Annotated in this window: 28 protein-coding genes and 3 other RNA genes; 3 read left to right on the top strand and 28 right to left on the bottom strand. The window is 60.6% G+C overall.

Features of this window, described 5'->3' with window-relative positions; translation table 11 throughout:
• Window positions 1-50 precede the first annotated feature (50 nt).
• From ACVDHI_RS00460 to ACVDHI_RS00520, 13 genes are read right to left on the bottom strand one after another with little or no spacing between them, the layout of a single operon-like run.
• Window positions 51-497, bottom strand: a complete 447-nt coding sequence (locus ACVDHI_RS00460; protein WP_447211566.1) for a phage virion morphogenesis protein — start codon at window positions 495-497, stop codon at window positions 51-53.
• Window positions 497-697, bottom strand: a complete 201-nt coding sequence (locus ACVDHI_RS00465; protein ID WP_128296922.1) for a hypothetical protein — start codon at window positions 695-697, stop codon at window positions 497-499. Before ACVDHI_RS00465 ends, ACVDHI_RS00460 begins: the two co-directional genes overlap by 1 nt.
• A complete protein-coding gene (locus ACVDHI_RS00470; protein ID WP_447211567.1) occupies window positions 694-2,169 on the bottom strand; it encodes a phage head morphogenesis protein in 1,476 nt (491 codons plus the stop codon). Before ACVDHI_RS00470 ends, ACVDHI_RS00465 begins: the two co-directional genes overlap by 4 nt.
• Complete coding sequence (locus tag ACVDHI_RS00475) at window positions 2,169-3,740, bottom strand: DUF935 domain-containing protein (protein WP_447211568.1); 1,572 nt, start codon at window positions 3,738-3,740, stop codon at window positions 2,169-2,171. Before ACVDHI_RS00475 ends, ACVDHI_RS00470 begins: the two co-directional genes overlap by 1 nt.
• Complete coding sequence (locus tag ACVDHI_RS00480; RefSeq protein ID WP_447211569.1) at window positions 3,740-5,284, bottom strand: terminase large subunit domain-containing protein; 1,545 nt, start codon at window positions 5,282-5,284, stop codon at window positions 3,740-3,742. The genes ACVDHI_RS00475 and ACVDHI_RS00480 overlap by 1 nt, the downstream gene beginning before the upstream one ends.
• Window positions 5,284-5,859 (bottom strand): DUF3486 family protein, encoded by a 576-nt coding sequence (locus tag ACVDHI_RS00485; protein WP_447211570.1) that lies wholly within the window; start codon window positions 5,857-5,859, stop codon window positions 5,284-5,286. The genes ACVDHI_RS00480 and ACVDHI_RS00485 overlap by 1 nt, the downstream gene beginning before the upstream one ends.
• On the bottom strand, window positions 5,852-6,103 hold the full coding sequence (locus tag ACVDHI_RS00490; RefSeq protein ID WP_447211571.1) for a hypothetical protein: 252 nt from the start codon (window positions 6,101-6,103) through the stop codon (window positions 5,852-5,854). The genes ACVDHI_RS00485 and ACVDHI_RS00490 overlap by 8 nt, the downstream gene beginning before the upstream one ends.
• 2 nt (window positions 6,104-6,105) lie before the next feature.
• Window positions 6,106-6,402: a VpaChn25_0724 family phage protein gene (locus tag ACVDHI_RS00495; protein WP_104452627.1), complete on the bottom strand. Its 297-nt coding sequence runs from the start codon at window positions 6,400-6,402 to the stop codon at window positions 6,106-6,108.
• Complete coding sequence (locus ACVDHI_RS00500; protein ID WP_081332095.1) at window positions 6,399-6,701, bottom strand: DUF2730 family protein; 303 nt, start codon at window positions 6,699-6,701, stop codon at window positions 6,399-6,401. Before ACVDHI_RS00500 ends, ACVDHI_RS00495 begins: the two co-directional genes overlap by 4 nt.
• Window positions 6,682-6,909: a TraR/DksA C4-type zinc finger protein gene (locus ACVDHI_RS00505; RefSeq protein WP_042074576.1), complete on the bottom strand. Its 228-nt coding sequence runs from the start codon at window positions 6,907-6,909 to the stop codon at window positions 6,682-6,684. Before ACVDHI_RS00505 ends, ACVDHI_RS00500 begins: the two co-directional genes overlap by 20 nt.
• A 26-nt stretch (window positions 6,910-6,935) precedes the next feature.
• The gene (locus ACVDHI_RS00510) at window positions 6,936-7,157 is read right to left on the bottom strand and encodes a hypothetical protein (RefSeq protein ID WP_104452626.1); all 222 of its coding nucleotides are present in this window, start codon (window positions 7,155-7,157) and stop codon (window positions 6,936-6,938) included.
• The gene (locus ACVDHI_RS00515) at window positions 7,150-7,452 is read right to left on the bottom strand and encodes a hypothetical protein (protein WP_323883851.1); all 303 of its coding nucleotides are present in this window, start codon (window positions 7,450-7,452) and stop codon (window positions 7,150-7,152) included. Before ACVDHI_RS00515 ends, ACVDHI_RS00510 begins: the two co-directional genes overlap by 8 nt.
• A complete protein-coding gene (locus tag ACVDHI_RS00520; protein WP_182953923.1) occupies window positions 7,449-8,036 on the bottom strand; it encodes a glycoside hydrolase family 108 protein in 588 nt (195 codons plus the stop codon). Before ACVDHI_RS00520 ends, ACVDHI_RS00515 begins: the two co-directional genes overlap by 4 nt.
• 144 nt (window positions 8,037-8,180) lie before the next feature.
• On the opposite strand from ACVDHI_RS00520, the gene ACVDHI_RS00525 reads away from it, so the two are divergent.
• The gene (locus ACVDHI_RS00525; RefSeq protein ID WP_447211572.1) at window positions 8,181-8,840 is read left to right on the top strand and encodes a DUF4145 domain-containing protein; all 660 of its coding nucleotides are present in this window, start codon (window positions 8,181-8,183) and stop codon (window positions 8,838-8,840) included.
• A 67-nt stretch (window positions 8,841-8,907) separates the two neighbouring features.
• Here the strand turns inward: ACVDHI_RS00525 and ACVDHI_RS00530 are convergent, their stop codons facing one another.
• The 5 genes from ACVDHI_RS00530 to ACVDHI_RS00550 all read right to left on the bottom strand — a co-directional run bounded on the left by ACVDHI_RS00530 (window position 8,908) and on the right by ACVDHI_RS00550 (window position 10,399).
• Entirely contained in the window at window positions 8,908-9,336 is a 429-nt protein-coding gene (locus ACVDHI_RS00530) for a Mor transcription activator family protein (RefSeq protein WP_447211573.1), read from the bottom strand.
• Window positions 9,329-9,910, bottom strand: a complete 582-nt coding sequence (locus ACVDHI_RS00535) for a gp16 family protein (protein WP_447211574.1) — start codon at window positions 9,908-9,910, stop codon at window positions 9,329-9,331. Before ACVDHI_RS00535 ends, ACVDHI_RS00530 begins: the two co-directional genes overlap by 8 nt.
• Entirely contained in the window at window positions 9,894-10,073 is a 180-nt protein-coding gene (locus tag ACVDHI_RS00540) for a hypothetical protein (protein ID WP_447211575.1), read from the bottom strand. Before ACVDHI_RS00540 ends, ACVDHI_RS00535 begins: the two co-directional genes overlap by 17 nt.
• Window positions 10,060-10,290: a hypothetical protein gene (locus tag ACVDHI_RS00545; protein WP_042074588.1), complete on the bottom strand. Its 231-nt coding sequence runs from the start codon at window positions 10,288-10,290 to the stop codon at window positions 10,060-10,062. The genes ACVDHI_RS00540 and ACVDHI_RS00545 overlap by 14 nt, the downstream gene beginning before the upstream one ends.
• Before the next feature lie 40 nt (window positions 10,291-10,330).
• An RNA gene (locus ACVDHI_RS00550) (hammerhead ribozyme type II) lies at window positions 10,331-10,399 on the bottom strand.
• A gap of 43 nt (window positions 10,400-10,442) precedes the next feature.
• Between ACVDHI_RS00550 and ACVDHI_RS00555 the strand changes: the two genes are divergently transcribed.
• Entirely contained in the window at window positions 10,443-10,796 is a 354-nt protein-coding gene (locus ACVDHI_RS00555; RefSeq protein ID WP_447211576.1) for a hypothetical protein, read from the top strand.
• A 98-nt stretch (window positions 10,797-10,894) separates the two neighbouring features.
• Here the strand turns inward: ACVDHI_RS00555 and ACVDHI_RS00560 are convergent.
• The 10 genes from ACVDHI_RS00560 to ACVDHI_RS00605 form a co-directional block, all read right to left on the bottom strand.
• An RNA gene (locus ACVDHI_RS00560) (hammerhead ribozyme type II) lies at window positions 10,895-10,960 on the bottom strand.
• Window positions 10,959-11,171, bottom strand: a complete 213-nt coding sequence (locus ACVDHI_RS00565; RefSeq protein WP_104452622.1) for a hypothetical protein — start codon at window positions 11,169-11,171, stop codon at window positions 10,959-10,961. Before ACVDHI_RS00565 ends, ACVDHI_RS00560 begins: the two co-directional genes overlap by 2 nt.
• A gap of 5 nt (window positions 11,172-11,176) precedes the next feature.
• Window positions 11,177-11,246, bottom strand: an RNA gene (locus tag ACVDHI_RS00570) — hammerhead ribozyme type II.
• A gap of 2 nt (window positions 11,247-11,248) precedes the next feature.
• Complete coding sequence (locus ACVDHI_RS00575; RefSeq protein ID WP_042074589.1) at window positions 11,249-11,446, bottom strand: hypothetical protein; 198 nt, start codon at window positions 11,444-11,446, stop codon at window positions 11,249-11,251.
• 14 nt (window positions 11,447-11,460) lie between these two features.
• On the bottom strand, window positions 11,461-12,081 hold the full coding sequence (locus ACVDHI_RS00580) for a DUF3164 family protein (protein WP_201922494.1): 621 nt from the start codon (window positions 12,079-12,081) through the stop codon (window positions 11,461-11,463).
• Between the two features lie 41 nt (window positions 12,082-12,122).
• Window positions 12,123-12,353 (bottom strand): hypothetical protein, encoded by a 231-nt coding sequence (locus tag ACVDHI_RS00585; RefSeq protein ID WP_124813042.1) that lies wholly within the window; start codon window positions 12,351-12,353, stop codon window positions 12,123-12,125.
• 55 nt (window positions 12,354-12,408) lie between these two features.
• Complete coding sequence (locus ACVDHI_RS00590; protein WP_323898023.1) at window positions 12,409-12,972, bottom strand: transcriptional regulator; 564 nt, start codon at window positions 12,970-12,972, stop codon at window positions 12,409-12,411.
• Window positions 12,956-13,543: a hypothetical protein gene (locus tag ACVDHI_RS00595; protein WP_323898022.1), complete on the bottom strand. Its 588-nt coding sequence runs from the start codon at window positions 13,541-13,543 to the stop codon at window positions 12,956-12,958. The genes ACVDHI_RS00590 and ACVDHI_RS00595 overlap by 17 nt, the downstream gene beginning before the upstream one ends.
• Before the next feature lie 35 nt (window positions 13,544-13,578).
• Window positions 13,579-14,301 carry an ATP-binding protein gene (locus ACVDHI_RS00600; protein WP_323898021.1) on the bottom strand — a complete coding sequence of 241 codons (723 nt, stop codon included), beginning with the start codon at window positions 14,299-14,301 and terminating at the stop codon, window positions 13,579-13,581.
• Window positions 14,302-14,335: 34 nt separating this feature from the next.
• On the bottom strand, window positions 14,336-16,546 hold the full coding sequence (locus ACVDHI_RS00605; protein ID WP_447211577.1) for a DNA-binding protein: 2,211 nt from the start codon (window positions 16,544-16,546) through the stop codon (window positions 14,336-14,338).
• 435 nt (window positions 16,547-16,981) lie between these two features.
• Here ACVDHI_RS00605 and ACVDHI_RS00610 point away from each other — a divergent pair, with 435 nt between their 5' ends.
• Complete coding sequence (locus ACVDHI_RS00610) at window positions 16,982-17,755, top strand: LexA family transcriptional regulator (RefSeq protein WP_323898019.1); 774 nt, start codon at window positions 16,982-16,984, stop codon at window positions 17,753-17,755.
• Window positions 17,756-17,758 lie beyond the last annotated feature (3 nt).

Below are 17,758 nucleotides of genomic sequence, written 5' to 3' on the forward strand. Positions count from 1 at the left end.
ACGGGCCATGCCATCGCACTGGCCCTGTCCCCGCAAACGCGCCCAGAGGCTTAGAGCGCGTCCGCTGTCAGATAGCCTTCCAGCGTCTCCAGCACGCTCTGTTGGTCTACTTCCGACAACCCCAGATAGGGGCGCTCGGGCAGGTTGATCTCTGGGCGGCCGAACTGGTGGGCGGCACCGTATTCGAGCGGAGTGCCGAAGTAGAGGGTCTGGGGATCGGCCTGATAGTTGAGGGTGTCGCGCAGATCGTCATTGAGGCGCAGCACCTCGTCGGCATGGCGTGGCTTGCGGGCGCGGTACTTGTCCGAGAGGGGGGCCCAGGGCTCCCCTTCCGGGGTCTCCTGCACATCCCAGCGATCCCGGTGGGAGAGCGCCAGCCCCTCGCCGATATCCGCCAGAGGCTCGCTCAAGTCGCCGGTGCGCTCATAGAGCCGGGCCAGCAACTCATGGGCATCGGCCACCCCGTGGTGACTGATGGCGATAAAGCTGCCCGCCATCAGGCCTCATCCTCGAAGGTGGTCATAAAGTGCAGGGCCTCCTCATCGGCCGCAGCCATGGCGGCAGCCCAGAGATCCCCCAGCAGGTCGGCCTCTTCACCTTCGGCTTGTTCGCACAAAGCATCCAGCGCCTTGGCTTGTGCCAGGGTAAAGGGGCCATCTTCTGCCAGCAGGGCGCTGGCTTGCTCCAACAGGGTCATCCTTTCTCTCCTTTGCGGCTGGCGGTCGTGGCCTGGGCCAGCATGGCCTCCACCCGTTTGGCCAGTTCGGGGAAGTGCGCCACCATGGCATCCCTCGCCAAGACCCAGGCGGCAAACGCCTCGGCGGCGGCTTCCATCCTGGTCTTGCTGGCATATTCCGTCAGCAGCCCCACTCCCGTCAGGTCAGGCTCCCCGGCCCAGAAGTGAACCTGGTGGCCCAGCTCATGCAACCAAGTAGAGAGCCGCTGGGCTGATTCCCCCTGCTTGCCGCCGACGTTGGCGGAGATGCTCCAGTGACGACGCAGTGACTCGCCGCTGGTGCCCCTTGGCTGCCACTGACGGGGCCCGGTGTTGGCATGGGCATCAATCACCACCTCGGCCGCCGCCGCTTGCACCGCCTGCATATCCACTGCTTTGAGTGTATCACCCGCCTTGACCTTGATAACCAGATGGCCCCAGCTTTTGGCCGTAAAGCCGTTGGTCGCGCTGGCCCGGCGCGTGTAATAGAGGGAGCGTACCAGGTAAGGGTCTGTGCTCAGGTACTCGGCAATGGCCGACGCAACCTTGAGCCCTGCCGCTCCCTTGCCCATCTCGGTCTGCTTGATAAACAGGGTCTTGATTGGGTGCGCCTTGAGGAAGGCCGCCAAGGGCCCCTGCTGGGGGGCGGGTAGCTGGGCCAGCAAATCGCTGACCCCCTGCGCCGTCACCCCCTTGGCCGTCGAGAAGGCGCTCTCTACCAGGCGTTCCGGCAGACGCTCGGCCAGCGCGGGTTTCGCCGCCTCCCGCTTGGCCATCGCCTCGGTCAGGGCGGCGGGCGTCTTTGGCCGGTAATCAAAACCCGGATCGATGCCACGGGGGATCCTGTGTATCTCCCCGGTCGCCTTGTCCACCCACTCATAATCGTCGTCATCCGGTGCCTGGCCCACCGTCAACCCCCGGCGCTTGAGATCCGCCTCGGAGAGCAGGAACTTCTTGCACTTGCAGCCATAGCCGTTGCTGGGGCTGTGGGTCTCCCACCAGGGATGGTCCACCGGCAGCACCAGGTTGTTCCACTTGAGGTGCAGCTCCCTGGGGTGCTCGGAGTCGCCGTGGCGATAGAGCGCATAGGGGCGCTTGTGCTTGATGCGCTCTATCTGGTCATCACGCCCGGCGTTGTAGCTCTGGCGCAGGTTGGTCTCGAAGATGACACGAGAGCGCCAGGACGCCGGGCCGGTATGCTCCCAACCGTGGCGAGCCACAATCTCCTTGAACGCTTTCTGGAACGCACCGAGGGATTGCCCTTCGCTTATCGCCTTGTCCACCGCCCCGCGCAGGTCCGCCAGCAAGTCAGTCTTGGTGGCCCCCGCCACCATAAAGGCGCGGTTATGGGCGTCCCGCCACACATCGGCCCAGCGCTCGCTCGGCATATTCAGTTTCTGGCGAAAGAAGGCGATCGCCTCCTCGAACGGCAGACTGCCGTAACGAACGGGCATCAGTTGCCCTCCTCCATCTCCAGCATGCCGAGCAGTTCGCTGGCTGCAATGGCCTGGGCCAGCAGCGCCCCCAGCTCGTCATGACTGAGGTTGGGCTCCAGCGCCAGCAAGCCATCCCGGATCTCCTCCAGGGTGGTGGACTGCATCACCAGTGCCTGGACGGCGTCGGTCATGCTGGCAAGCAAGGGGGCGACCTCCGCTTGCAGGCGGGCCAGCTGGGCGTCGTTGTTATCACCCTGGACAGGGTGCTTGGCCGCCAGCGCCGCCAATCCCTGCGCCCTGAGAGCCGCCTCCCCGGCCCCTGCCTGCTTGTCGACGATGACCAGCACCTCTTCCCCTTCCTTGGGTGCCGGGATCTGCAGCTTGTCCCGCACCCACTGCGCCGGGATCTGCATCCCCATGCCCACCAGGGCCCGCAGCGGATAGGCCAGATCGCGCATGTCCTCCGGCTCGGTCACGTCGAATTCCAGGCGCGGGCAGCGGCGCGGCCCCTGGAAGCTCTTGCCGTTCAGGGCAAACAGCGGATAGACCAGATCCCGGGTCAGGGTGGCGGCGAGCTGGCGCAGGTCTGCATCCCGCACCTCCTGGCGCACCTCGTTGTGGACGTTGCCGAGCGCATTGGTCGAGCTCTTGCCGTCGGCCTGGCTGGTCAGGGTGCCCCCCAGGACTGCCTTGCTGATGGATCGCTCGCACCAGTCCATCATCACCACGAAGGGATCGGCCTGGCCGCTGGCCGCATTCTGGAACTCGATCTCCATTCCCCGGGGGATGATGCCGCCAGCGTTATGGCCGATGGAGAGCACCGCCTGCAGCAGGGTCGCCTTCTCCTTCTCGGTGGCCCCTTCCGGGTACTTGCCCAGACGCACCGGCAGGCCGTAGATCTCCAGAAACTCGGCGAGATCCCGCACGCTGTAGTTCTTGAACAGGAAGGGCCAGACCAGGGTGCGGATAAGGCCGGTGCGGGCGAGATACCCCGACTTCGACTTGGCCTTGTGGACCAGCCAGCCGAACGGGTTGAGGGCCGCCCCCTCCCGGCTGCCGTCCCGCAGCCGCAACTGGTTCCAGTCATCCGGGTGGGTCTGGAACCAGGCGGGATCACGCCAGACGATGCCGGTGGGGAGCTGCAGCCCCTCTACCATCTCCCAGCCGCTGAACTCCTGGGCACTGAACCCCTTGAGCACCGCATCAGTGGCGTCAAAGATGGCGTCATCCAACCAGGTGAAGTCCTCCAAGAGTTCCCGGATCATCTCGCAGTCGCGCTGCTCGGCGGGGGTCGCATTGCGGGGCGGCTCTATGGTCCAGCTCACCCCGAGCAGGGAGCGGCGCCGCTTGCCAAGCTCGCTCTGCAGATGGGCGTCCTTCTCTTCCATGTCTTCGGCCAGTTCGCACTGGGCGATGAGGCTCCCCTCCTCCGCCTCTTTGAGCGCAGCGGCCGCCTTGCCCGGGGTGAGCCCCACCGTGGGGTGTTCGCTGTAGTGGCGGCGCAGCTGTGCCAGCTTGGCATCGTTTTCGGTTTGCGGCTCTTTCTGCAGGCGCAGCGAGTTGCCATGAATGTCGATGAGTCCGGTCATTACCAACCCCCTCTCTCATATCGGTGATAGTCGTCGTTGCGCTCTGAATCGCGTTTACCTGGTAAGGGGGTGAACTCGATGGCGCCCCCCTCCATCCAACTCGCCCGCACGGCCATGGCCAACGCCACCGCAAAGTCGCCGTGGCGCTGCTGGCCGCCCTGGCCGGTGTTCTTGCCCTTGTCGATCTTGGGCACCCCGTTGATGACCTGGATTTTGCCCAGATCGTCCTGCACGTCCGCATGGCGCGGGATCACCAGGTTGTCGTCCTCGAACTCTGCCTTGAGCTTGGGCATCCACTCCCGATACCAAGGGTCATTGAGCATCACGCACTCGATCATGCTGGCGCCCCAGCGCAGCCGAGCAGCTTCTGCCAGATAGCCGCCGTTGCCGGTGGCATCGAAGGCGGCCGCCGTGAAGCGGTGCAGTCCCTGCAGCAGGTAGAACAGGATTTGGCGCTGGGTCTCATAGGGGGCGTTGACCAACTCCACAGCGAAGGGCACCCGTTTGCGCAGGTTGGGGGCGATGGCGAGCGGGACGAACACCGAGAGATCCCCCTTGCGGGCGAAGTCCTCCCCCAGTACATGACGGCAATTGCGATCGAGCGCCTCCAGGCAGGGCTTGAGGTTCTCCTCACACCAGATCTCCGCCACCGCCTTGCGGGTCTCCTCGCTTTGCAGCTCGAAGTCCGCAGGGGCGGTGAAGCGCAGGATGGGGATCTCTGGCTGCATGGCCCGCTCGATCAGGGTGCGCTTGATATAGACGCCGCTACTCTGCTTGGGCACGCAGAAATACTCTTCCAGCGCGTCTTCCTCGGTGGCGGTGGCCTTGAGGAGGCCCGCCTTCCAGCTATCCTCTGCCTCCGGCGTCCAGGGCGTGCCCTTGACCTGGCAGATGCGGCGATACAGCCCCTGGCGGCAGGCGTCGTCCAGGCTGATGGTATGGATGGAATAGTCTTTACGACCCGCCCGGCTGTCGTTTATCAGCTGGTTAAACAGGTTATCGACGCCGTTGTGGGTGCTGATAAGCCGCACCTTGGCCCCCCACATGGTCAGCGCCATCGCAGCCTTGAGTACCTCAGCCAGCCGGTCGTGGAACGCCGCCTCGTCGATGGTCACATTGCCCTGCATCCCCCGCAGGTTGGAGGGGTTGCTGGAGAGGGCCTGTACCTTGAAGCCCGAGGCGAAATAGACCACGAAGGTGAGGATCGCCTTGTCCTCGTCGTCGGTGAACACCTCCTCCTGGATCTCGCCGGCTGCCTTGTTGTACGCCTTGGCCCACATGGCCACGGCATCGATAAACTCTCGCGCCATCTCCTTGTTGCTGCCTACATAGAAGTGGTGGCAGCCCCCGGCCGTCTTGGTCTTGGAGGCCGTCAGGGCGGCGTCGGCCGCCTCCGCCCAGGTGATCCCGGTGCGGCGGCTCTTCTCGGCGATCTTGAGCGGGCTCTCGTCGGCAATCCAGATGCGCTGGTAGGGCAGCAGCACCTCGTCGGGGTTGTATTCGGTACCGAGGGTCAGGGCAAGTTGTTGGGCGATCGTGGTCATCAGGCAATCCCCAGGATTTCGCGGCGAATGGCGGCTGCCGCGTCTCCGCTCAGGCCCGCCTGGGTGACGATGGCCTCGGTCTTGGCAGCCACCTCCTCGGCAAAGGCCTGGCGGATCTCTTTCTCCCGCTTGTGGCTCTGCATGGCGGTGGATTCGAGTCGCTGGGCCGCTAACATGGCGTTTTTCAGCATGTCGATATCCACCGCCTCCTCCGGGTTCTGCACCTGGGCCAGCATCGCCTTGAACAACTGGGAGCGGCCGAGTTCCAGGATGAGCTTGGTGGTCTCCCCCATCGGCTTGTCACCGAGCTGGGATGTGAGCGCCGCCGTGGTCTCCCGCAAATCCCGCAGGTGCTGGCCCACCTGCTCCACCTGGCTCGCGTGGCGGCTGAGCCCTGAGCGGGAGAGCTTGAGATCGTCGGGTAGCCCAGCACCCTCGATAAGGCCATTGATCTCGTCCAGGATGGCAGCTTGGCTGTTCGCCTTGTCGCGCAACATCTCGTTGAGGGCGTTGCGGATAGCTTCGGGCAGCAGCCACACCTTGCTGGCCCGGCCCCGGGTCGGTTTATCATTCATGGCTGGCACCCTCACGTTTCTGGCGCTCAAGGGTCTGCAAAATATCGCTTTGGCCTTTTTTCAACTGGTGGGTGAATGCCTTCTCAACCTGCGCCGCTACCGGATTCCCCCGTCGCATCGCATCTGCGAAACCCGCCATATGCGGCACCGATTTCTCGATGGTGGTCGCGTTAACAATCAGTCCCAGTTGATAGAGCAACTCACGCTCGCGGGCGGTTAACGGTTTGGGTTTTGGCTTAGCCATGGTCAATCCTCCGCCCTGGGCTTCTTGACGCCAGGCACGCTGGATCGCCCCTCGGCCACGTCCTGACCCCGGCCGGTCAGGTGAGCCACCTGCACCTGCGCAAGGCGTTCGATGCGCACCAGCCCCTGCTCATCCAGCCAGGCCAGCAGGGTCTTGACCCGATCCCGAGACACCCGGCCGGTACCCAGCTGGTCGAGGCAGTCATTGAGGATCGACTCGTTGGCGGCCCCGCCGATATCGAGCAAGGATCGCAAGATCACCAGGCGTTGCTGGGCGTCCAATATTCCTTGAATGCTCATGGTCTCTCCTTGAGTTCATTTTCCAGCAGCAGGTCTGCCAGGCGGCGAGCCTGGCGCAGCTCCGGCGCCAGTGCCCGCAGCTCGCCACGCAATTCGCTTATCTCCAGTTGCAGGGTGTGCAACTCCTTCTCGGTCGGCAGATCCGAAAGTTGCTGCTCGACCCTGGCCACCCTGGCGGCCAGGCCGGTGACATCCTCTCGCTTGGCATAGGTCTTGGAGAGCAGGATGATGACAATCAACCCCACCAGACTGGCCAGGGCGTACAGGGGCCCCCAGTTCTTAACGATGAAATCCCACACGGATTGCCTCCTTGCGCTCGAATAGGGTCTGGCACTCGATGCAGCGCGGCGCATCGGGTTCGGCATGCAGCCGCGCAATTGGGATGGGCTCATCACAATCGCAACAGATGCCATCGCCACGGGGTTTGGGCCTTGCCCGGTGGGCGTCAATAAGTCGCCCAGTCCGCTCGGCGTCGAGCTGCTGGGCGCGGTCTATGGGGTCGCTCAAGGGTGTCTCCTGCCCTACTTGATGGCTTATTTGATGACGTGGGTCGCCTTGAGGCGCCCCCAGATGGCCAGCAGGCCGCCGATGGCACTGGCCAGATCCACGGCGGTGGAGACCAGGCTGGCTTGGGTTCCGGTATCGATCGGCACGCCGAACAGGCCGGCGATACCGGCCCCCACGGCGATGACGCCCCCGATGACGGCGCGGCTCCTGAGCGCAGGCTTTGCTTGGGGTAACAGGGAATCAGGCATGATGGGCTTCCTTAGGTTGGGTTGGGGTAAGACGGGCACGGGCCCGCAGGCGATCAAGCTCCCCTACCGACCGCCAGCCCTGCTCGTACAGGGATTGGCGAGTGGCGTGATGGCTGTAGAGCGGGATGGCCTCCAGATCCGCACCGGCCAGGGCGGCCTTGAGATGGGCGCGGCGCCCATCCTTGAAGCAGGCGAGGTAACGGGGGTTCTTGAGTTCGGGGATGCCGAAATAGCCAGCGGCCTGGATCCCCTGCAACGCCTGGCGGCGCTTGTTGATGAGGCTAGGTTTGCTCATGCCGCCCCCTCCCCGAACCGGGTCGAGAGCAGGTAGCTTTGCAGGCGCAGCAGGCGGTTACTCCAGCCGTGGGCATTGGCCCACTGGCTCGGGTCTTTGCGCACGATGCCGAGCATGAAGCCGGCGCGGATCTCAAGCAGCGTGAGCAGCAGGGCCCGACCACCGTCCCGCCCCGTCTTGGCGGCCAGCACCCGCAAGGTTTGCGAGCCCAGCACCCCATCGACCATGACACCGAGCGCCTGCTGCAACTGGCGCACCGAGCGACCAGGGCCGTGATGCACGGCGCCGTCGAACAGGGCGATGGCAATCAGCGGGCAGACGCTATCAACCCGGTCGCAACGGGCGGGCAACCAGTAGTTCGCTCGGTAAAACAACTGGGCATGGGCAGGGGTCGCATCGCCGACGGCAATGTCTGGCCAGCCATCGCGATCGAGATCGAGCATGCCGTCTTTCTTGCCGTCGGCGGCATCGGCCATGCCGAACTTGGTGTGGCCGCCACGGTCGGCCGGGTGGTTGACCTCGCCCCCTTCCACATCGGGACGGAGCAACCAGGCAAGCGCTATGGGATAGGTATCAGGCAACATAAAAGGCCCCTCGATTAACTGCGTTATCGCAGCGTACCGAGGGGCCTTTATGAGGCGGGTTTATGGTAGATTACATGAAGACCCTATGTCGCAAAATCACATGGTGATAATGTTGATGACATTGTTTCTCTGGAGCTTATTTCGATGATTTGTCCACATTGCAATATTGCCATTCATAAAAACTACCATGAAGTCAAATTAGGGCGTTGCGGTAGTAATAACGTAGGTGGGCAGTATTACTGGTTTGCTGGTCTTCAGGAATGTCCCTCATGCTCTCAAACAATTATAAATTTGAGGTCATCTCTTCTACAGAATGGAGGGTTTGTTCAAAAACATGATTTTATTGCATTCCCTCAAACTCTCGGCTCTCGGGCAGCGGCGCCAATGGAAGTCCCTCTAGCTATTGCGGCTGATTACAATGAGTCAGCTCTAGTGCTTAGCCTTAGCGCGCAAGCTTCTGCTGCCCTCAGTCGTCGTTGCCTGCAACATCTTCTTGCTGACACAGGACTTTCCACAAACAGTAATCTTGATCGTGCAATAACTGAGGCCAAAGGAAAGGGGCTACCTAGTCATATTGCTGATCATTTGGATGCAGTGCGAGCCATAGGTAACTTCGCAGCACATACACAGAAAAGTGTAAATACTGGTGAAATTCTCCCCGTTGAGCCCCACGAAGCAGAATGGAACCTTGAAGTACTTGATATGCTGTTTGACTTTTGCTATGTACAACCAGCTAAGAATGCAGCTAGGCGAGCGGCATTGGATGCCAAGTTAGCCGAAGCGGGCAAACCCTTACTCAAGTAATTTCTGAGTATTCTCACTAATGCAAACCCCGCCAATGCGGGGTTTGTTCGTAACGTGAGGGCCATCGCTATTGATACCCGAACAAGTCAGGCTGATGGCGGCGCCGTGTCAGCTCCCGCTGCTCCGCCACCACCGCATAGGTCTGGGGCACCGAGAGCCCGTGCTTGCGGGCAAGCTGGTCGATATTGCGGCCGTTAAACTCATCCCAGATGGCTCGGTCCCGCAGTGCGGCCTTGAGGTGATCACCGGTCGGGATGTAGTAGGCACGGCCCCCCATATAGTGGGCCTGCACCAGTGCCAGCTTGCGGGCCTGGGCCAAGGCCGTATCCGCCGCCATCCCGCCGCGCCCCAGCTCACAGGCGAGCACATCGACCAACTCGGCCAGTGCCTTGGGCCACTTGGCGGTCAACTCGGCCGCCGGGATCTGATCCAACCGGTCCACCAACTGACCCAGCGACTCATGATCGTCGGCAAACAAGTCCAGGTTCTTATCCATACTGTATCTCCTCAAACGCCCCAAGAACGGCCTGATAGCCTGCCACCCGCCCGGTCTTCTCATTGATGGGGACAGTTTTCTTGGCCGCCTGCAGCGCCTTGACCATCTCCCGCTTATGCCAGTGCTTGAGGGACTCCAACACCGGATAAGCCAGCGCCTCGCTGAGCCAGGCCACCTCGGCCACACCCACCCCGTTGTTGAGCCGCACCGTCTGACGCTCCACATAGTGATTGAGCGCAGTCTCGCTGCCATCACGCAGCAGGCCATGGCGGTGCATGGTGATCCAGATGGCCCGAATCACCCCTATCTCAGCAGTCCGAACCGGGGTGCCTCTGGCCGGGCTTAAACGCTTTGGTTTGCCTTCGTTTACGGCACGTTTAACGGTCGGTTTAAACCCCGCCCCCTTCATGGCCAGAAGCACTTTGTCCAACTCCTGGAGCGTCAGCTCTGCCGCCGAGCGCTTGCCACTCTGCTGGGCCAGTAGCTCTCGATAGGTTTCCTCATCCAGTCCCAGGGAGCGGCGGCCCACCTGCACCAGCCGGATCAAGCGGGTGCGTTCATTGCTTGCTGTCATGACTTCTCCCCACTTTTGCCACCCAGATTTGACCGGCAGGCACATCGTTTCCATTGCGCCACTCAGGGCAATAACTATCGAGCCACTGCTCGGCACCTTGCTGGTTCAAAGGGCCAAACTTCATCACATAGGCCAGCAGGGCCTGCCAATTAGACGCCGCCATGACTGACCTCTGCTGCTCTGGCTTGCTGCAGTTCCGCTACCAGTTGCCAGCGCATCTGGCTGGCCTCCCCTGCCAGGGCAAACAGCCCTTGGGCACGAGCCTCTCTATCAAACTGCTTGAGCTGTCTGCACACAGCCCGTTTATCAGGGGTCGCCTGTGCAATGGCGGCCGCGCTGAATATCTTGGTAAGCCGAATATCCATCTCTGTTTTGGTCATCGCCGTGCTCCTTGTTCGAGGCGGTGAAGACCTGGGCCCAGGTCGGCTGCTCATCAGTGCCCGGCCACCACGCCGGGCAGACAGAGGGGCTACCCCCACTGTTTCGCATGATCAATACTCAATCTCCTTATCCAAACGAGAATGGAGTGCCTATGAAGCCGTTGACCGCTCATGAGGTCCTGTTACCTATCTACAACTTCACCCAACTGATGGTTGGCCATAACCCCAAGCAGCTGCACATCTCGATCAAAACGCAGGAGTGGCTCTTCACAAGGTTGTCCACCGCCCCCTTTCCCATCAAAGAAGCGATCGAATTGGAACCATCAAAGCGATCCGCGTTTTATGAGCTGCTTACGCAATACGTCATGTTTTTGACGATGAACTCTGACCTTAAATTTCCTCCTGATTTCCTGGCTGGGACGTCAGAGGTGGCACTTGGCAAGTCTCTACTTGCATACATGCAGGAACATCGCTGGCCATACCCTCAATTAGTGCCCGTTCAATAGTCGAGCGCAGGGCGGCCAAATCCTGCAATGGGATTGTCTTTGCGGCTGCATGTGCTGCGTCGTGGCTTTCGGTTAAGGCTGCTGTCATCTAGAAACTCCTCCGGCTGCTCATCAGTGCCTGGCCACCACGCCAGGCAGACGGGGGAAAGCCCCCCGTTTCACTTACTTGACCAGGCGCTTTCGTGCCTTGCTCACAATGGTGGCCAGCATGGCCATCCTGGACTTCTGATTGATGGCCTGACCGTACTGATTGATGAAATCAACGGCCAGTTGCGCATCGTCCAGAGCCTGCTGCGGATTGCTCATCAGCAGGCACTCCAGGGAGCTTTTCGCATCGGCCACGCTGGTGTTCAGAAGTGCTTTCACGTTATCCATCCGTCCTCCGGCTGCTCATCAGTGCCCGGCCACCACGCCGGGCAGACAGGGCGGCGTGGCCGCCCTGTTTCGCACTGTCACTGCTCGAACTGCAGCGGCATCAGATCCTGGTACTCCTCTTCGCTCAGCGGCGCCGGACCCAACCCCAGCACCCATAACAACGCGGCCTTGATACCATCCTCATAGGTGTCGTCGGGGTAGCAGGTGCCCTCGGTCTCGCTGATCTGCTCACAGAGCTGCAGTTGCTCTTCGGCTTGTTCTACGTTGATATCCATCGCGCACTCCTCCCTTACAACTTCGCCAGATCCAGGCTCATCTGAACGTAACGGCCCTGGCCGTCCCGCTCGTAGAGGCGCAGATATTGGCTGGTACCGGTCACCTGGATGGCATCGGCGATCGCCTGCATGGCCTGCTCCCAGTCGGCGTCGTCGATATTGAGCTGACGCAGAGAGAGCACCTGGTTGACGTCGATGTGCCCCGCCTTGGAAACCCGAAAGGCGTGGTCCACCAGGGCGCGGATCTCGGGGCTGGCACCATCGCTCCAGCGGGCGATGCACTGGTCGATCAGTACCTTGGCCGCCTGGATCCGTTCATCAAATTTGCGGTGCTCCCCTACCGCCCGGATCAGCTTGTAACGACCGTCGAAACTGAGCAGGGTCACATTGCCCTTGGTGCCACCCCAAGCCACCCCGTATCGCTCGGCCGAGAGGTCCACAAAATCGGCGATCTGTTGCATGGCGCCGATCTTGAAAGCAGCCAGGCGTGAGCGCTCTTCCTTGGCAGCAGCGATGATGCCCATCACCACCTCATCGCGCAGCTTGTCGGCCGGGGCGATCAGGTTCTCCGGTACCCAGTGACCCTGGGCGTTTTGCCGCATCGGCGTCGTGTCTTTGGTCTGTGCTTCTTGCATAAGGCTCTCCTTGATTTATCCCGTTGTTGCTCGGTGGTCTCTTACTGGCGCCAGTGCAGCAGGCAACCGCCAAAGCGCACGATGGCGACATCCCGCACCACACCCGCGAGGCACTCTCGCCCCCACACTGCTCGCTTGGTCATCGCCTCGGGCAGCGGACCGGTCACCGCCAACAAGGGGGTGTGGCATACACGGCTGGTGCTCACCTTGCACCCTTTCGCCGTCAGCCAGACCCGCAACTGCTCGGCGGTCTTCTGCAGATTTCTGTTCATCCCGTTCTCCTTGTGATGTCTCACTGGGCCCACAGCACACCCCGAGCCCGCTGGTTTACTGGTTGTTCTTACTGGCCTTTACGAGCAGCCGGTTGAATTTGATACCCAGGATCTTGATCTCCTCTTCCAGCAGCGCTATCAGAGCCAGATTCTGGCGGCTGAGGTTGTCACCACCATCGGTCCTGGCCTGGCGACGTAACCGGCCCAGCACTGCATCGGCGTCGTACAGAGTGACAGTCACAGGTTCCGAGTCGATGATCTTGACCGGTAGCCGCATCGGGCGACGCAACTGCTCCTCCTCGCTTAGCTGGCTGTTTGGGCAACCGCTGCGACACGCTTTATAGAGCCGGATTTCGTTGGGGGTGCTGCCCACATCACCAGCCTTACGCCGCTGATGAGCCATACACTCATGCTGGGGAATGCGCCCCAAGATCGGGCACTCCACCGTATGTCCCATCAGAACCGACTCCACCAATCCCTGGATCCGGCCCATATCACCGGGATACCTCTCGTTACACACCTGGCTGATGGTGGTGCGGCTAACGCCCAGCCGCTCAGCCATCACCGCCAAGCTGCTCGACGCTACCGCCTGGCGCAGCACCTTAAGCCACGCGTCCATGATCACTCTCCTCTGTCAGGAAGGGGTAAAGCCGCTGCTCGTTCTGATCCCAGCAACCGTTGGGGCGGATGATGGGAGCGAGACGACCGGTATCGCGCACCAACTGATAGTGCGAAAGCTCGCGTTCATTGAAAGGCAAGTGATTACCCCTGCGATGGAGAACCTTGACGTAGCCAGCCCGCACCAGCCTCTCGACGTAGGTGTAGGATTTTGAGAGCTGGGAATCACAAGTCAGCATCAGATCGGCCAATCCGAAACTGCGGTTGATCAGCATGGTGTTCCACATCTTCTGCTGCTGGGTCTTGCGCCACATACGGCGACGCACATAGCTACTCTGTCGCATGCTACCCCTGCCAACTTTGGGGGGGGATTGGGGGTCCACAACCCGATAGATGACTGGTCGCTGCGAGCCAGAGATACGCTCAACGACTCCCGTTTTGACCCAATCGGCGATGACTACATTGCTGTATCGCTTAGTCATTTCGGCCGCTTGCTGCAATTGCTTGCTGGAGAAAGAGGGCTGCTGACAACACCATTGCCATGCCACCCTGGTTTTGGTTTCCGTGCTCAATCTGAACTCCTTGTTATTGTTCTGATGGGGGCAGGTCAGCGCACGCGGCGCACGTCATGGGTCAATTGGCTGGTGTCGATATCTTCCAGGCCAATACGATCCACCCCACTGGCAAGCACAATCTTCTCGACCTTGTCCAGCGCCTTGATGATGTCCCGTACCACTCCGTTGGAACGTTTGCGGATAAGGTCCAGCAGGGCCTCGTCGATCTCCACATCTACCTCCATCAGCTCCTTGGCGAACAAGTTGACGTCCTCCAGATCGGCTGCCTTGAATTCAACCCACTGGGAGATACGGTTAAACATCTGCTTGCGCTGGCTGATCCGACGGGCAATCTCCTCCATACCCACCAGGATCAGTGGCTGTTCGGTGGCGTCATAGATATCCCGCAAGGTTTCCATGATCCGGGCACTGCCCACCACATGGTCCGCCTCGTCGATAAACAGGGTCAGCTCCTCCTTGCGGATCGCCTCGACAATACCGTCCACCGTGCCCCGAAGGTTGTGGCGAACCGGCACCGCTAACTGGCGGGAGATGCTTTCGAGCAAACTGGTCAGGGTGTCGGATTTGTAACAACGGACAAAAATCCCGTTCACCGAATCCTGGTTAAACAGCCAGGTTGTCGCGGTGGTCTTGCCAAAACCGCTCTCACCATGAATCAGGCCGATCCCTGGCACGATGGAACTGCGATTGAGCAAGTTGTCGAGTAGTTGCTCGGTCTTGATCATGTTTTTCACTTCAACCACTTTGTTTTTCATCGTGTTGATCCTTGTTTAAACATGGGGTTAATCGTCACTCTGCCGCGCTGGCACGCTTCTGCTGCAGGATGATGAGGTCTTTTTCGAGACGCTTTGCCATCAGCTGATGGCTGTGCAGATAGCGCTTGAGCCACTGCGCATCCCGCTCGTCGAGGGGGGCCTGTAACTGGCGTTCAGCCATATCCAGTGCAATCTGGTATTCGGTCTTGATCTGCGGCCGGGCCTTCTTGGCCTCGGCGGCCTGCCGGGAGGCTCGGGCTTCTCGCTGCTGCTCGATGGCAGCCAATTCGGCGGCACTGAAACACCGCTCAACCGGTTGACCTACCACGCCGGTCAGGGCCGCCAGGGCAGCGTTGTCGAGCGGGGTGTAGCCCTGCTGGAACTGGGCCACATCACGGGCCTGGTCAACGAAGTGACGCACCACATCCTGATGTAGCTCGTTGACACCGAAGGTCTTGGCTAGACTGCGCATCTCACGGCGAAAGCTGGCCAGCGCCTTGGCATCTGCACGCTTGGCCGCACGGAAGGCATCCGGGCTGACGCCATTGCCCAGCAGGTCGAGGTTCACGGCCTCAATCCGCTCGTTCCAGTCGCCTGTGCGGTACAAGATGGCCCGGCCCACATCACTCGGGTCGAGGAACACGCTGACCCGCTGGCTCTTCCAGCTGTTCTCCAGCAGCTCCGGGGCGCTGTACTTGAGGCCGCCGGCCTTGATGAAGCCCTTGGAGACCGTGGCCTCACCGATATGGTTGAGCAGCAGATCCAGCGCCGATTCATCGACGATGGCGCGGCGCTGGTAACGGGCGCTCTGGTACTTCTCGTTGGGGGTCATCCCGAGCGAGCTGTGTTTGCGGTTGTGATAACGGGCATCCAGCCAGTCATCGAGCAGGGTCTGCAGCTCGGCCGCCGTCATGGCCAGCTCGTAGATCTCCTTCTCCGCATTCGGCTTGCGCTTCTCCTCCAACCGCTCGGCAAAACTCTTGCGAGCTTCGATCACCTGACGGTCAGCCACACAGTGCCCGACATAGGCGGGCAGCAACTCGATCAGACCGTGGGAGAGAGTGCGGAAGAAACGCTCGATATGCGGTTTCTCCCATCCCGAATAGGCGTTGGAACGGCTGACGTTCATACCGAGCAGAGTGCAGATGGACATGACCCGCTGGCTCACGTAATCGGATCCGTTATCGGTGCGCATCACCCCGTTGTCGTTGAGGGTGCCCCAGGCCAGCAGGGTCTTGCGCAGCAGCAGGCAGATCCCCTCGCTCGACGAGGTTTTGGCCACCAGCAACCGCACCCGGCGGGTGAACACATCGATCACCGCGATGATGCTGTGACGACCGTCCACCAACATGGCATCGACGGGAGTGCTGTCGAACTCCCACACGTCGTTGGGCTGGCCCATCCAGGGGTACATCTCCTCGATGGCGGTGCGGTACTTGTTGTTGTAGGCGTCGGGGTTGGTGGCATAGGTAAAGGCCACCTTGTTCTCTGCCAGCCACTTGACCAGCCAGCGTCGCAGGGAGGACTGGCTCGGGATCTGCCAGCCAAGCTGGTTCATCTCGTTGTACTGGGTCGCCAGCTCATGCAATGCCCCCCACTTGTTGGCCAGATGCGGCTTGGCAGTGATCAGTGCCGTGAGGAAGCGGGCCAGATCCGGGCTTTGCTCGACGCTGGATGGCCGCTCCCGCTGGTAGTTGCCAGCCAGCGCCGCCGGACCGGCATCCGCCAGGGTGCCTTGCCAGCGGCGCAGGGTGATCAGGCTGAACGGCTTCTGTTGCTCATAGACACTCGCCGGGAGTGACAGGCTGCGGGTACGGTATGCCTCGATAAAGGCACGACGTCCCACCTCCCCTTGCTGGCAAGCTTGGTAAGGGGTCAGGAAGATATCGGCGGCCTGCAGGATCAGCAGCCGGGCATCCACCTTCTTGCGGGCGGCAGCGCCCAGGGTCAGCAATTTACGCCCCGCATCCGGCTTCACCGGCACCTCGCGGGCAAGCAGCTTGGCCATCGCCTTGCCGCCGGCCGCATGATCGGTCACCGCTTCCCCCTGCTGGGCGACGGCCTGCTCCGCCAGATAACGTCGGGTTTCTGCGGGCAGCGAGCTGATGTGGTACTCGCAGCCTTTGCCGACTGCTCTTGGCTGAGACTTCCACATCTCTTTTTTTGCGCGAATCCGAATCGCACGATCTGTGGCAGGCAGGCCAGGTAATCCTGCCAACTTGATGGAAGTAAACCACTCACTCATGGTCTTGCTCCTCACCTGACTCAGGGCCTTGCTGGTAACCGATGAACTGATACAGTTCTTTCATGATCTTGGCGGCAAGGGACCCATCCCGCGGTAACCGGTCAGTGTCAGGCGCGTACATTTGTACATACAGTTGGACTGTCCGTGGGTTGTGGCCACGTTCAAGTGCCCACGCACGACAGCTAGAGCCTTTGGCTACTAGATGTGCACGTATGTGTTTCGCGCTTCGTATTTCCATCGGTTCATTCCGTGTTAATATCCGTCGGTTATTCGCATTGCGCATGCTTCACTTTTATACGCACTGCGAACATTCGTGATTATTGATCCGTTTTGTACGCGCGTCAATCGGGGGCAATGATAAATGCACGCTTCCGATTCGCACAAATGGACGCGCAATGGCGTGTGAAGCTAATTTATTGATTTAAAAGGGAAATGATGAAATCGGAAAACGAGAACCAGATCGGAAACACAGATCCGTTTCTCAGGAGAGGGATCGGATCCTTCCCTGAGCGTTTAACTGAGGTCATAGGAACCCAAAGCGTTCGCTCATTCTCAGACGAGATCGGACTCTCAGAGGGGGCTGTCAGAGCATTCTTAAAAGGGCGAATTCCCAGGGCTGATGACGCCTTAGCAATATCACGGGCAAGAGGTGTGGATCTGGTTTGGCTATTGACAGGAGAGTCAGCCAATGGGGAGGTTATTTCATTACAAGAACCATCTAGAAAAGCACTAATTATCAATGAAGTATCGGAGCCACTTGCCGATTATCAATGGCCAGAATTCGATGAAGAATATGCGCTGATCGATGGCTACCACATCGCAGTTAGTGCGGGGCACGGAACGTTCAATGACCAGCATGAGGTTAAACGCAAGCTGGCCTTTCGCCGCAAGTGGCTCAAGTTCCGCCAGCTCAACCCGGACAACCTGGCAGTCGTCTTCGCCAAGGGTGACAGCATGGAGCCAACGATTCATTCCGGCGATTCCATCCTGGTAGACCTGAGCCGCAACCAGATCCAGGATGGTGGCCTGTTCGTGCTGCGCTTGGGAGATGAGCTCTATGCCAAGCGGCTGCAGAAGCGGGTTGATGGTGGGGTCAACATCATCAGCGATAACAAGACGGGCTATGAGACGCTTTCCGTTCTCCCGAACGAGCTGGAGTCATTGAGCATCATCGGCAAGGTAGTCTGGCTGGGGCACGATTTTTTTTAATCT

Source organism: Aeromonas sp. 25-248, from assembly GCF_053005425.1.